Origin of the sequence: Synechococcus sp. W65.1 (assembly GCF_047461615.1) — a bacterium.
In the GTDB taxonomy this organism is placed as follows: Bacteria; Cyanobacteriota; Cyanobacteriia; order Thermostichales; family Thermostichaceae; genus Thermostichus.
The window spans coordinates 55,532-69,148 of the sequence record NZ_JANSHI010000001.1 but is presented as its reverse complement, the minus strand read 5'-3'; the positions used below and the strand labels follow the sequence as shown (position 1 = coordinate 69,148).

Below are 13,617 nucleotides of genomic sequence, written 5' to 3'. Positions count from 1 at the left end.
TCTCAAGAGGGTGGAAGGGTAAGATTGCGGCAGCCGCTGGTGGAGCTGGAAAAGCCGGAGATCCACCTGTGGCTACAGGCAGTGCCCCCTCTGGAGGTGTTGCTTCCTCGGCTTGAGCTGCTCTCCCTCGAGGAACGGCAGCGGGCGGGGCAATTGCAACTGGTGGGGGATCGGCGCCGTTTTCTGGCTGGCCGCTTGTTGCTGCGAACTTTGCTTAGCCACTATAGCGGCATTCCGCCTCAAGCCATCTCCCTCGACCGCACGGCTAACGGTAAGCCCTACTGGCGGGATCCACCTCTACCGCTGCAGTTTAACCTCAGCCACTCCCACCAGTGGATCCTGGTTGGCTTGGCGCTGCACCGTCGAATTGGCGTGGACTTGGAGCAGATCCGACCCGTGCCCCGCTGGCAGCGCATTGCCCGCCGCTACTTTTCTGCTGCCGAGCAAGCTTACCTCCTAGCCTGCCCACCGCCAGAGCGAGATGCGGTTTTTTTGCAGATGTGGACCCAAAGAGAGGCCCTCCTAAAAGCCATGGGTGTGGGCCTGGCTGGTGCCAAAAGGTTGGCCAGGGATCCCGGCTGGCTAACCTTGCCTCTGGGGGTTGCCGATGGCTACGTTGCAGCGGTAGCGGTGGAATGGGAGAGGGGAACAGCCGAAGAGGCGCCCCCAACTGTGCGGCTTGGTCAAGTACCCCCTGGCTAAAGTTGGGGGTTGCCTGCCCCGTTTTTCGTGAATTGCTATCTTAGGTTTCCAGGCGGAGTTTCCCTGTTGGGTATGCTGCGTGGGCTGCGCTATCTCCTGCTAGTGAGCTTTTGTCTGTGGATGTTGAGCAGCGGGATCTCCTGGCCGGCGTGGGGACGGGATCTGTCGCGGCAAACGCCCCAGGACAGGGCAGTCGAGCTGGGCACGGTTGACAACCAGTTGGTATTTGCGCCTAAGGAGCTCTTTTTTCGCAATGGCAACCTCTACCGATTGCGCTTGAGCAACCCCAGCCAATTGAAGCACTACTTCAGCGCCAAGGACTTTGCCGATGCTGTTTGGACACGCAAACTGGAAGTGGCTGGCGTGGAAATTAAAGGGCAGGTCCGAGAAATTGAGCTCAAGCCGGGCGCGTCGGTGGAGTGGCAGTTTATCCCCCTCAAATCTGGGGTCTACTCTCTGGCTTGCACCATCCCTGGTCACGCAGAAGCCGGCATGATTGGCCAGATCACCATTGGCGACTAGGCGGCTCCCTGGGCTGGCCGGTTAAAGGAGAGAAAGACGTTGCCGAGCAAATGATGAACAATCCTCTCCTGCCTAGAGTGCGACGCTGGATGCAACAACCGCAGGCGGCGTCTGCTCGCAAAGCCCAGCCCTCTCTTTCTGAGCAGCTCCCCTTCACAGCTGTCCACGGGATCTGCTGCTACAACGAGCCACAGTTGACGGTTGGCAGCCGCTCGCCGCAAACGTTTATCGCCCCTGCAGTGGAGGCGGTTGGCAAGAGGCCGGCCCCCTGCCCTACGTTTCGGTTCAGTTGCTCTCTCTGCCCACCCAGCTCTACCTGCGCCAACTACCGCCCGCAGATAGCAACGGGGCAGAGGGCCCTCTGCAACCCCTTGGCGGCTTAGCCATGGCGCAGCTCCTCCTCGACTGGCAGGCCAAACAAACGCTCATCGAGGCTTGCGAGAGCCCAACTCTGCCGCGGCCTAGATCCCGCTCCCTTCGACGGGATCTTCCTAGGCAAGCTGGGCATGTGGGGAACTGTCTAGCTCTGGGGGTTATCCCCCGATAGGATAGGGGATTAGCGCTTTGGTGGCGCGGAGCGGTGTTTCCGCGCTCCTGCTTAGGATTCTCCTCGATGTTTTTTGGATGGCCTGCTGAATGCCTCAGGGAACTCTTACTTCGTCCAACCATCCGCAAGCTTCGACAGTCCCTATTCAAATCCCGCCGCTCTCTCAGCCCACCTCTGTCCAGCTATCGCTGGTTGTTCCCACCTACAACGAGGCCTCCAGCATCTGCAGCCTGATCCGGCAGTTGTGTGCCCATCTGGACAAAATCCTACCTGGGGCCTACGAGCTGATCGTGGTGGATGACAATAGCCCCGATTACACCGCCAAAGTGGCCCAGGAACTGCAAGAGGAATTTCCCCAACTGCAGGTTATCTGCCGAGACCACGAACGGGGGCTGGCCACGGCGGTGTTGCGGGGATGGCAAGCAGCCCGCGGCGAGGTCCTGGGGGTGATGGATGGGGACTTGCAGCACCCGCCGGAGATTGTTCTCAAGCTGTGGCCTGCCATTCAAGAGGGAGTAGACCTGGTGGTGGGCAGCCGCTACGCGGAGTCGGGGGGAGTGAGCCACTGGAACCTGGGCCGGCGCCTCGTCTCCCGGGGGGCCCAGTGGATTGGGCTGATGCTACTTCCTGGGGTTTTTAGGCGGGTGTCGGATCCTCTCAGCGGGTTGTTTCTAGTTAGACGCCAGGCTATTGCCGGGATCCCGCTCAGCCCCAAAGGCTACAAGCTGCTAGTTGAGGTGCTGGCGCGGGGCCGGGTGAGGACCATTGCTGAAGTCGGCTACATCTTTCAGGAGCGCCAAAACGGTGAGAGCAAAATCCAACTGCAAACCTGCCTCCAGTATCTCCACCACCTCATTGCGCTGCGCTTTTCGCTAGGTCAAGTGGGATCCTTTTTGCGCTTCAGCATGGTTGGACTGTCCGGTACGTTTGTGGATATGACGTTGCTGTATCTGTTCCACGATCCCAACAACTTAGGGTGGGATCTGGCTATCAGCAAACTTATCGCCTCTGAGGTGGCCATCCTCAATAACTTCCTCTGGAACGACCTCTGGACCTTTCGCCATGTCACTCGGCTACAGCCAGGCCTCTGGAATCGTCTGCAGCGACTGGTCAAGTTTAATGTCATTTGTTTGATTGGCCTGCTGCTCAACTCTTTGTTGTTGATCTTGCTAAGCGAGCGCCTGGGCATTCACTATTTGCTCGCTAACTTGATCGCAATTGGTATTGTTGTATTTTGGAACTTTTATCTCAACGCTAAACTGAGCTGGCGGGTGGCAGCACCAAGGTCAGATGCCCATGGCAGCCAGTCCTGATCCCAGCCTTTTCCTATGGGGAATTGGGGCGGATCCCTTCTAGGGCAATGATCTCCTGGATCACCGAGCGAACCACGGGAGCTGCTGTCGTCGATCCAAAGGCATCTTCCCCCTTTGGCTCGTCGATCACAGCCAAAATCACATACTGAGGACGAAGGGCTGGGAAATAGGCCACAAAACTGGTGATGCGCTTGCCGGGCAAGTAGCCCCCTTGCGGCCCAACTTTCTGGGCTGTGCCCGTTTTACCGCCAATCTCATACCCCTCGATCTTGGCCGACTGCCCAGTGCCAAAGTCCACCACATCCCGCATCTGGATGCGCACTGCCAGCGTGGCCTCTTCCGAGAGCACCCGCACTGGCGCTGGCCGGGAGGGGCCCCAAACCAGGGTGTCGGTATCCCTCTCCACTAGGCCGCGCACCACATGGGGCCGCACCTTTAACCCGCCGTTGGCGATGATGCAGTGCAAGGTGGCTAGCTGCAGAGGAGTGAGGGCCAATCCCTGGCCAAAGGCGACGGTGGCCCGCTCCACTGGCACGGTTACAAATTGCCGCAGGGGCTTCAGGCGGCTGGGCGGCTCGAAGGGCAGATCGACACCGCTGCGCTCGTTCAATCCCAGCCGTAGGAGGGCATGGTGGTACTGGCGGGGATCCAGCTTTTGCATCAGGTGCACCATACCCACGTTGCTGGACAGGCGCAGAATCTCGGTAACGCTTAGCCAGCCATGGGCACCCCGCTGGCGGTAGTCGTGGTTTTGGATGGGCCAGCGGCCAATCCAGATCCGCCCTGCGTCGTAAACCCGCTCGTTGGCGGTGAAGGCCCCGGCATCGAGCCCAATGGCGATGTTGATAGGCTTGAAGGTGGATCCCGGCTCGTACAAGTCTGTAACGGCCCAGTTGCGAAAAAGGGCAGGGTCGTACTCGAAGTAGCGGTTGGGATCGTAGGTGGGCTCGCTCACCAAGGCGAGGATCTCGCCAGTGTGGGGCTGCAAAACAATCACCGTGCCCCGCAGCGCCTGAAACCGTTCCATCTGGGCTTTCAAAGCAGCGCGGGCAGCCCGCTGCAGGCGCATGTCTAAGGTCAGTTGCAGCACCGTCTCGCCGGATTGCAGCAGCCTTTCCGGCACCTCGGCAGCCAACAACTGGCCGTAGCCATCTCGGGGAATGGTAACTGGCTGAACTGTCCGCTCCAGCAGTGCCTGTTGAGAATATTCCACTCCTGCCTGGCCGCGGTGGTCTAAATCCACATAGCCCACCACCTCGGCAGCCATCTCCTTTTGGGGATAAACCCGCTGCCGCTCGCTCACCAGCTCCAGGCCGTCCAGGTACAGAGCCTGAATTTGCTCCGCCACTTCTGGCGCCAGCCAGCGCTCCAGCCGCACCGCATGGTTAGCCGACAACTGCTGGGTCAATTGCTCAACTGGCCGCCGCAGCAGAGGGGCTAGAGCCGTGGCAATCTCCTGCGGAGTGCGCCTGCCAAAAAGGCGGGGATGGGCCCAAAGGGTATAGGCAGGGCGATCTACGGCCAACAGCTCCGCCTGCTGCCGAGCTACGGAGTGGCGATCCACGATCGAACGGCGAGGGAGGAAGGGTCGGAGGTGGGCCCGCTGCTGAGCCTCGGCCCGCTGCTGTAGGGTTGGCCCTTGGTAGTGTTGCAAGTAAACCAAACGCGCCCCCGCTCCCAAGAAAGCGGCGGCCAAAGCCAAGCCCACCGTCGCAAGGCGAAAGTCCAGTTGTCGGGCCGTCGGGATCCGATCCTCCCAAAGCCACGCCAGCTGCCGTTCCTTAGCTCGGTGGCGGCGCCAGCGGGCAAGTTGCCGGCTGCTCTGGCTATTCTGTAAAGGCTGCCGGCCCAAGCCAGTCCTCGACTTGTCTTCCACTGCTGCCTTTGGGTAGATACCACCGTCAGTTTGACGCCCATCTCCTCCTCTGGCCAGCGTTTTACCGGGCGGGTGTCGGGATTAGGCCAGGGGGCTCTCGTTTGCAACACGGGTGCGGAGCACTTTGCTACTTTTGTGGCACACTGGACAGCGTTGCCAACAAATCTTCTGACTTAACGTGGAGTAGCTGAGCTAGTGGGCCGGCAGCTACCTCTCTTCGGTAGGTATTTTGCCTAAGCTAAGGTTGGCATCAAGAGCAAGGGGCAACTCCCGTCAGCTCGACAGGAAGTGACGTCTGTGGAGACCCCCCTAGCCGGCTGGTAGGTGTAGAGTTACTACCAGCTACAGGTCGTGGAAGCAGGAAGAAGGCAGAAACGCGGCAAGCAATGCCCTGCCATAAATTTTGTTATCGTTTCGCATTGTTATCGTTTCGCAGGTCTTTCAGGGCGGCGGAATACCATGCTCAAAGCCTACACCTCTGCTGGCCTGCGCCTTGGGGTTGCCGCTGCCTTGCTGCTGGGGAGCCTGGCCAGTTGGCACCAGGATCGCCTCTTGGCGGTGATGGGCCTGGCCAGCGCAGCGGCGATTTCTGCCTTTACTCGCCCGGCCATCTTGGCCTACAACCGCGCTCGCGAACGGTGGCTCAACCGGGATCTGCTAGGGGCCCTGCAGCAGCTTACCCTGGCGCTGCAACGGGATCCCCGTCTAGCCAACGCCTACCTCCTGCGGGGACAGATCCGCCTCGAACTGGGTCAGCTTGCCCAGGCCCTGGAAGACTTCGACCAGGCTGCCCAGTTGATCCCCCGTCGCTCGGAACCCTGTTTCTACCGCAGCCTCATTTACCAAGCGCGAGGGGATCTGCAGGGGACAACCGCCGAGTTGACCAAGCTAGTACAGCTGCATCCCAGCCCTACTTACCATCTCCGCCTAGCTGAGCTGTACCTGCAGCAGGGATCCCTACCTTCAGCGCTGGCTCACTTGGATGAGGCAGTTGCGCGGGATCCCACCTGGGCGCCCGCCTATACCTGCCGTGCTCAGGTGTACGGCTACCTGGGGGAGTGGGAGGCGGCTGTAGCCGACTGGTCCCAGGCCATCCGCTGGGATCCCTGCCCAGCCCATTACTACCGGCGGGGGATCGCCTACGCCTGGGCCGATCGCTACCTCGAAGCGATTGCCGACCTCAGCTGTAGCCTAGAGGCAGAGCCCGGCCAGCCCTGCGCTCTCTACCTCAGGGGCAATCTGCTCTACGAGCTGGGGGAGCTTAGGGCAGCCCTCGACGACTATGACCAGGCCTTTCGCCTGGAGGCCAGCGGCATTCCCCTTGACCTTGCCGACGAGTACGGCCTCTACGCGAGGGGACTGGCCTACCGGAATATGGGAGACCTCAAGACCGCCATTGCCAGCTGGCAAGCCGCCTTGCACCTTGGCCGCCAGCGCCACAACCGGGTTCTGCAAGAGCAGGTGCAGCGCGCTTTGCGCCAACTCCAGGATGAAGAGGGAGATCCTTAGCACGGCTGAGTTCAATTCGGCAAGGCTCGAGGATCCCTCCTGGCAGCTGCGGAATTGGCGTAAGATTTGTACAAGGCCATCGCCTACTTCCAGCCACTCTCCTCTGCGGTTGCCGTGAGACATACCCTTAGCGCTCTTGTGCAGGATCAGCCCGGCGTCTTAACCCGCATTGCCGGCATGTTTGCCCGCCGGGGCTTCAATATCGACAGCCTCACCGTTGGCCCTACTGAACGGCCTGGGATCTCCCGCATCACCATGGTGGTGCAGGGAGACGAGCACGATGTGGAGCAGCTAACCAAGCAGCTCTACAAGCTCATCGAGGTTCTGAAAGTAACGGATATTACCCACGTCCCCTGTGTAGAACGGGAGCTGATGCTGGTCAAGGTCAATGCCAGCATCGAAACTCGCTCTGCCATCATGGACGTGGCGCAGATGTTCCGGGCCCGCATCGTCGATGTGGCGGAAGAGTCTTTAACTTTGGAAGTCACCGGGGATCCGGGCAAAATGGCGGCCATCATCAAAATGTTGACTAGCTTTGGCATTCGCGAGATTGCCCGCACGGGTCTAGTGGCGCTCACCCGCGAGTCGGGAGTTAATACCGAATACCTAAAGCAGCATCCCAACGCTGCTATGGTCTAACAGACTTGGCCAAGCTGCCGGGAAGAGGAGATGCCTAGGGAGAGGGCCACGGCAAAAGCAGCAGGCAACTGTGGCAGGCGTTGTCTACTCAGCCTCCTGGCCCTTGCCCTGGTGGGGCTCCTAGCAGGCTGCGCTCCCCGGCCACCCCAGTCTGTTGTCCAACAGGCCCTGACCTACCAGATTGCTCACCTGTCGGGGCCGGTTGCCTCGCTGGTGGGCAGCGACCGCTTGGCAGCCCATCTGGAAGTGCAGGATGTCCGCATTCGCCGGGATCGCCGGGAGACGGGGCTGCGGGTAGCAACCGGGGAAAAACTAGAGATCCACCACCTCAGCGGCACCTATACTCTAAGGGTGAAGCCACCGGGATCCCGCCGCCCCTACCGCCGCAAAGGCGATCCCTTTCAGCTCACCTTGGCCCGCCAACAAGTCCAATCGGCGGGGTCTCAAGGCCTAACTGAGCGATGGCTGTTGGCCTCTAGCTCCCCCGATGGCAAGGGGTGGGAAGTCGTCGACTTCTTGCCCCCTGGGCAAGCAGAGGCACCCTCCCCTGCGTCAGCTGCGTCTCCAGCCGGTCAAACGGCGTCGCCTGCTGCCACTCCTGCCGTGCCTCAGAGGGAGCCAAACTAGGTGCCAGGGCGGGCAAAGCGTTGCCGCCAATTCAGCATGGGCCAGAGCGGCTCCCAACGCAGCCAGCCCCGGTTCCGCCAACCAGCTCGGGGTAACCCTGGCATGGGCAAGAGACCTTCCCACCTCTGGATTCCGACGTCCATTGCCAGAGCCCTGCCGAAAATGGCAGGGTGGAATGGGTGCGCTGCTCGGAGAAGGCCCCATGGAGTTGCTGCTGGCCGGAGATGTTGGGGGCACCAAGACCAGCCTCAGTCTGGTCAAGGCCGAGGATCCCGAGCACAGCCTCTACAGCCGCCGCTACGCCAGCCAAAATTACTCCAGCCTCACCCCCCTGGTGCAGGAGTTTCTGGCCCAAGCTCGGCAGGAGCTGGGGTGGGATCCGCAGCCGGCTGCTGCTTGTTTTGCCGTGGCCGGCCCAGTGGTGGAGGAGAAAAGCGGCGGACAAAGGGCCAAAATCACCAACCTGTCCTGGAGCTTGCACTCAAGCCAGTTGACGGCAGAACTGGGGATCCCGCGCCTGGCCTTGATCAACGACTTCAGCGCCGTAGGCTATGGCGTGCTAGCCCTGCACGATGCGGAGCTGGAGACTCTGCAAGCGGGGGAGCGGCAGCCGCGGGCACCCATTGGCGTCATAGGGGCGGGCACGGGGCTGGGGCAGGCTTACCTCACCTGGGGAGAAGGCGGCTACCAGGTCTATCCCAGCGAGGGAGGCCATGTGGATTTTCCCCCGCGCACTCCTCTGGAATGGGAGCTGCTGCAGTATTTGCAACAGCGATACGGGCGTGTCTCCACCGAGCGGGTGGTCTCCGGCCAGGGGATCGTAGCTATCTACCAGTTTTTGCGGGATAGTCGCCGGGCTCAGGGAGAGGAGCAAGGGTTAGCCCAGGTTGCCGCCTGGGAAAGAGGAGCCAGTGGGATTGATCCAGCCGCCCAAATTGCTCATGCCGCCCTCGAGGGAGGGGATCCTCTAGCTATGGAGTGTTTGCGGCTGTTCGTTAGCCTCTACGGAGCGGCTGTTGGCAATTTTGCCCTGCACCTATTGCCCCGGGGTGGGCTGTTCCTTGCCGGTGGGATTGCCCCCAAGCTCTTGCCCCTGTTGCGCCAGGGGGAGTTTCTAGCGGCGTTTTTGGACAAAGGGCGAATGCGGCCGCTGTTGGAACAGCTGTCGGTGCAGGTGGTGCTTAACGAGCAGGTGGGTTTGAGGGGGGCCGCCCGCCATGCTGCCACCTTGCTGTAGTCCTCCTCTTTCGCTGCGGGGGATTAGCTCCCAGCGGCACTGACCCCCTTTTCCGAGGCCAAAAACAGCTGAGCCCGCCAAAAGCAGGCAATGGATTTGCTGTCCAAATCGAGGCCAAAACGAGCTTTCTCTGTAAGTTCAGCCGGGGAAAACTCGACAACAGTAATGTCTTCGTCTTCATCCCTTGCCGGAGGAGAGTCCAGCACTTCCAGATCCCGCGCCAGATAGGCGTACATAATCTCGCTGGAATAGCCGGGGCAGAGATAAAACTGGCCAAGTGAATCCCAGCGGTGGGCCCGCAGACCGGTTTCTTCCTCCAGCTCGCGGCGAATGGTTTCGTCCGGATGTTCTCCCGGCTCGACCGTACCCGCTGGAAATTCATAAAGGTAGGAGGCGACGGCAAAGCGATACTGGCGAATGCAGACAAACTTGCCCTCGGCAGTCACTGGCACAGCCACCACGCCCCCGGGGTGGATGAGGTACTCCCGCTCCCCCTCTGTGCCGTTGGGAAAGCGCAGACGCTGGCTGACGAAGGTGTACTTGTGGCCCTGAAAGCGCAGGCGCTCGCGGAGGACTTGCGATGGGATTTGCATGGCCAAGATTTCCCAAGAGTAGAGCCGCTCCTAGCTTAGTGGTTTCCGGCCCTGTTGCCAGGGATCCACTGTGGGATACAGTCGGGGAAAGCAGGGATCCCACCTGGCAAGCCATGATTTACCCTCCCCTGAAAGAGTTTCTTGCCCTCACGGGTCAGGGCAACTTCATCCCGGTGTACCAGGAATGGGTGGCGGATTTGGAAACGCCTGTCTCTGCCTGGTACCGCGTCTGCGCCGGGCAGCCCTACAACTTTCTGCTGGAATCCGTGGAGGGAGGGGAACAGGTGGCCCGCTACAGCTTCCTCGGCTGCGATCCCCAGTGGGTGCTGGAGGTGCGCGGGGATCAGGCTTGGCAAATCCACCGCGATGGGCATCGGGAGCAGCATCGGGGGGATCCCTTTGCCATCTTGGCCCGCTGCCTAGAGCCCTATGAGCCGGTGCACCTGCCGGAGTTGCCCAGCAGCATTGGCGGGCTCTTTGGCTACTGGGGCTATGAGCTCATCCGCTGGATTGAGCCCAAGGTGCCCATCTATCCCCTGCAGCCGGGGGATCCTCCCGACGCCATCCTGATGCAGGTGGACAGCATCCTCATCTTCGACCAGGTCAAGCGCAAGATCTGGGTGGTGGCCTTTGCCGACACGCGCCAGCAGCCAGCGGAGCAGGCCTACGCCCAAGCCTGCCAGCGGGTGGAAAAGTTGGTGCAGCAGCTCAGCGCCCCCCTGGCGCTATCCCACCTCAGCCTCAACTGGAAGCCCCACTTGCCGGATCAGATCCCTCCCAGCACGCTCAGCCGCGACGCCTACTGCCAGGCCGTGGAGCGGGCCAAAGAATACATCCGCGCCGGCGAGATCTTTCAGGTTGTGCTCTCGCAGCGCTTCACCACTCCCTTTGCCGGCGATCCCTTCCGGCTTTATCGCTCCCTGCGGCTCATTAACCCCTCTCCCTACATGGCATTTCTGCAGTTTGGCGATCTTTGCCTTGTCGGCTCCAGCCCAGAGGTGATGGTCAAGCTCAGCCGCGTTGGGGAAGAGCGCCTTGCCACCGTTCGTCCCATTGCCGGCACCCGCCCTCGCGGCGCTACCCCTGCCGAAGACCGCCAGTTGGAGCAGGAGCTGTTGGCGGATCCCAAGGAGCGGGCGGAACATGTGATGCTGGTGGACTTGGCCCGCAACGACCTAGGCCGGGTCTGCCGCCTGGGATCCGTGCAGGTGGACGACCTAATGCAGATTGAGCGCTACAGCCACGTGATGCACATTGTCAGCAACGTGGTGGGGCAGTTGGATCCCCACTACAGCGCCTGGGATCTGCTGCGGGCCACCTTTCCTGCGGGCACGGTTACCGGCGCTCCTAAGATCCGCGCCATGCAGATTATCCACGAACTGGAAGGGTGCCGCCGCGGCCCCTACGCTGGCGCCTACGGCTACTACGACTTTGCCGGCCAACTGAACACCGCCATCACCATCCGCACCCTCCTGGTTCACCGCGGCCAGGTGAGTGTGCAGGCGGGGGCGGGCATCGTGGCCGACTCGGAGCCGGAGCGGGAGTACCAAGAATGTTTGAACAAAGCGCGGGGCATGCTCATGGCTGTAGCCAGTTTGCAGGAAAGCCAGGGTGGCGCAGGGCCGCTTTAGCGCTGCTGTTAAGCGCAAGGGCGAGAAACCCAAGCCAAGTACTCCTCCTTCACCTCCAGCCAGCCACCGCCGGGGTAGTCGGGGCTGCGGCTGCGGCGACCTGCTTTGAGGAGCCGAACCCCGGCTTCCACCTGCTCAAAGGTGGGGTGATGGGGGAGCAGCAAGGACAAGAACTGAAACAGGACTTGCCGCTGCAGCGCAAGGGGAGCAGCTCGCAAGGGATCCCGCCGCAACCCCGGCAGGGCCGGCTCATACACCTGCGGCCATAGCTGGGCGGCTTGGGCTACCACCAGTTCATGTTCTGCTTGTAACAAGATGGCGGCCCGGTTCAGGGCTTTTTCCACCTGGGGATTGAGGTGCCGCTTGAGATAGGGTATCACCTCCAGGCGGAGCCGGTTGCGTCCGTGCGCCAAATCTTGATTGCTGCGATCCGGCCAGACCGGCAGCTGGTACTGCCGGCAAAACTCCTCTGTTTCCCACCGGAAAAGGCCTAGGAGAGGCCGCACCAGCCAGGCGGAGAAGGGATCCCGCTCGTCCAAACGCCGCCGCCAATCCAGACTAGCTAGCCCAGCTGCCCCTGTGCCCCGCAGCAGGTTCCACAAGAACGTCTCCGCGCGGTCACTGGCGGTGTGTCCCGTAACCACTGCCTCGCAATTCCAGGTGCGCGCCCATTTGTCCAGCTGTTGGTAGCGCCAAACTCGGGCCCCCGCCTCATCCCAGCGGATGGGATCGGCAGTTTCAATGGCATGAGGCAGGCCCTGCTGCTGCAGCCACTCTTGCAAGAAGCAAGCACACGCCGTTTCATCCTCCGACCAGCGGTGGTTACAGTGCAGGACAAAGATCTGCCAGTTCCAGCGCCGCTGCAGATCGCGCAGGATCTGGAGCAGACAGAAAGAATCTTGCCCGCCGGAAAAGGCCACTAGCAGCCGCTGGCCGGGGCGCAGCAGTTGCCGCTCGCGGATGGCACACTGAACGCGTAGGTGAAGAGGGGAGAGTCTGGCCACGGTGGGCGATTGCTCTTGGGAACTTGCACCTAGACTTCCTAGGCCAGAGCCCGCGTGAGATGGGAGGCCACCGTCTGCACTGCCGCAATGCTCCGCTCGTAGGCCATCCGCGTTGGCCCCAGCACGGTAACCGTCCCCAGCGGCGCCGAGCGACGGCGGTAGACTGAGGCGATAACCGTGCAGTGGCGCAGAGACTCTAGCGGATTCTCGCTGCCAATGTAGATGACCACGGGGATGGTGTGGAAGGGATCGCCAGAGGAGGGCGGGGCAGAAGGAGTAGCCTCGCTAGAGATCTGGCCATCTGGGGGGCTGGTAGTATAGAGCCCAATCATCCCTTGCAGTTGCTCGGATCCCGCCTCAATCAACTGGGCCACCGCTTGCACCCGTTGGGTCTGAGAAAACTCTGGCTGCCGCATCAGCTCTGTCATGCCTGCGCTAAACACAGGCCCCAAAGAGGGCCGCAGGTAGCGCTGGACCACTGAGCGCAGCAGTTGCTGCAGCCACTGGCTGTAGGCGCGAAACTCTTCGTCCAGCTTTAGCCAGCTCAGATCCTGCAGCTCGGCAAAAGTCTTGCCCCGCAGCTTGAGGGTGAGAAAGTTGCTCAGTAGCTGCAGCTCGTCTTCCAAATCCTCATAGCGGCTGTCGGGCCATGCCGGTGGGCTGACCAGGGCTGAATGGGCTTGGTAGGAATCGGTAACCACCACCACCATCACCCGTCCCGGCCCTACCGACAGCAGCTGCACGTGGTGAATGGCTACAAGGGGCCCCTGAGGTGGGGTGATGAGGGCAATGCAGCCGCTCACGTGGGCCAGAAGCTGCGCCACCCTCTGGAGGAAACTGTCGAGGTCGTCTCCCAGCTCGCGACTAACCTGATCCAACAGCCGCTGCAGCGCAGGGTGGGGCTCTGGCTGGGGAGCGTCGTCGGGGATCCCCTCCATGCCGACGGAGGTCAACAAATCGTTGACATAAACCCGATAGCCAAAGTCGGAAGGGATCCGACCGGCAGAGGTGTGGGGCTGGAACAGCAACCCCGCCTGCTCAAGAGTGGCTAAGTCGTTGCGAATGGTGGCTGTGCTTACCCCAAAGTTATACGACTGAGCCAAAGTCTTGGAACCGACAGGTTCAGCCGTTGCAATGTAGCTGCGCACTGTCGCCCAGAGAATCTTCCGCTGGCGGGGAGTCAGTTCAAGTTTCATGGCCGCTCAAAAGAATCTAGTTAACCCGTATCTCAAAGCAGACTGCCAAGCAACCGGTAGATTCCTGTTGAGGACTGAGATACCAATCTAAATGAACCTTTAGTCTACCTAACGCTTCGTATTGATGAATTGATAATTTTTGACTTTTTGACAATTTAATTAACCTCGCTGGGGTGGACTGCCTGGCAAGGAAAGCTGCAAAATACCGACAGAGGCGTTGG

Annotated in this window: 12 protein-coding genes; 8 read left to right on the top strand and 4 right to left on the bottom strand. The window is 61.0% G+C overall.

Annotation, left to right across the window (positions count from 1 at the left end; genetic code table 11):
* Positions 1–24: 24 nt before the first annotated feature.
* From NW806_RS00340 to NW806_RS00330, 3 genes are all read left to right on the top strand, one after another.
* Positions 25–702: a 4'-phosphopantetheinyl transferase family protein gene (locus NW806_RS00340; RefSeq protein ID WP_414409593.1), complete on the top strand. Its 678-nt coding sequence runs from the start codon at positions 25–27 to the stop codon at positions 700–702.
* Positions 703–774: 72 nt separating this feature from the next.
* Positions 775–1,224 (top strand): sulfocyanin-like copper-binding protein, encoded by a 450-nt coding sequence (locus NW806_RS00335; protein WP_414405532.1) that lies wholly within the window; start codon positions 775–777, stop codon positions 1,222–1,224.
* A 636-nt stretch (positions 1,225–1,860) separates the two neighbouring features.
* Positions 1,861–3,084: a glycosyltransferase gene (locus tag NW806_RS00330; RefSeq protein WP_414409592.1), complete on the top strand. Its 1,224-nt coding sequence runs from the start codon at positions 1,861–1,863 to the stop codon at positions 3,082–3,084.
* 13 nt (positions 3,085–3,097) lie between these two features.
* Here the strand turns inward: NW806_RS00330 and NW806_RS00325 are convergent, their stop codons facing one another.
* Positions 3,098–4,960 carry a peptidoglycan D,D-transpeptidase FtsI family protein gene (locus tag NW806_RS00325; protein ID WP_414409591.1) on the bottom strand — a complete coding sequence of 621 codons (1,863 nt, stop codon included), beginning with the start codon at positions 4,958–4,960 and terminating at the stop codon, positions 3,098–3,100.
* 459 nt (positions 4,961–5,419) lie between these two features.
* On the opposite strand from NW806_RS00325, the gene NW806_RS00320 reads away from it, so the two are divergent.
* The 4 genes from NW806_RS00320 (at position 5,420) to NW806_RS00305 (ending at position 8,972) form a co-directional block, all read left to right on the top strand.
* Entirely contained in the window at positions 5,420–6,469 is a 1,050-nt protein-coding gene (locus NW806_RS00320; protein WP_414409590.1) for a tetratricopeptide repeat protein, read from the top strand.
* A 114-nt stretch (positions 6,470–6,583) separates the two neighbouring features.
* Positions 6,584–7,108: an acetolactate synthase small subunit gene (gene ilvN / locus NW806_RS00315; protein WP_414405579.1), complete on the top strand. Its 525-nt coding sequence runs from the start codon at positions 6,584–6,586 to the stop codon at positions 7,106–7,108.
* A 30-nt stretch (positions 7,109–7,138) separates the two neighbouring features.
* Entirely contained in the window at positions 7,139–7,735 is a 597-nt protein-coding gene (locus NW806_RS00310) for a hypothetical protein (protein ID WP_414409589.1), read from the top strand.
* Positions 7,736–7,937: 202 nt separating this feature from the next.
* Complete coding sequence (locus tag NW806_RS00305) at positions 7,938–8,972, top strand: glucokinase (RefSeq protein WP_414409714.1); 1,035 nt, start codon at positions 7,938–7,940, stop codon at positions 8,970–8,972.
* 23 nt (positions 8,973–8,995) lie between these two features.
* On the opposite strand, the gene NW806_RS00300 is transcribed toward NW806_RS00305, so the two are convergent.
* Complete coding sequence (locus tag NW806_RS00300; RefSeq protein ID WP_414405538.1) at positions 8,996–9,565, bottom strand: NUDIX hydrolase; 570 nt, start codon at positions 9,563–9,565, stop codon at positions 8,996–8,998.
* Positions 9,566–9,678: 113 nt separating this feature from the next.
* Here NW806_RS00300 and trpE point away from each other — a divergent pair, with 113 nt between their 5' ends.
* On the top strand, positions 9,679–11,196 hold the full coding sequence (gene trpE, locus NW806_RS00295; RefSeq protein WP_414409588.1) for an anthranilate synthase component I: 1,518 nt from the start codon (positions 9,679–9,681) through the stop codon (positions 11,194–11,196).
* Between the two features lie 8 nt (positions 11,197–11,204).
* On the opposite strand, the gene tilS is transcribed toward trpE, so the two are convergent.
* Together tilS and hrcA are read right to left on the bottom strand one after the other, a co-directional pair.
* Complete coding sequence (gene tilS / locus NW806_RS00290) at positions 11,205–12,200, bottom strand: tRNA lysidine(34) synthetase TilS (protein ID WP_414409587.1); 996 nt, start codon at positions 12,198–12,200, stop codon at positions 11,205–11,207.
* A 38-nt stretch (positions 12,201–12,238) separates the two neighbouring features.
* Positions 12,239–13,396 carry a heat-inducible transcriptional repressor HrcA gene (gene hrcA, locus NW806_RS00285; RefSeq protein WP_414409586.1) on the bottom strand — a complete coding sequence of 386 codons (1,158 nt, stop codon included), beginning with the start codon at positions 13,394–13,396 and terminating at the stop codon, positions 12,239–12,241.
* Between the last annotated feature and the right edge of the window lie 221 nt (positions 13,397–13,617).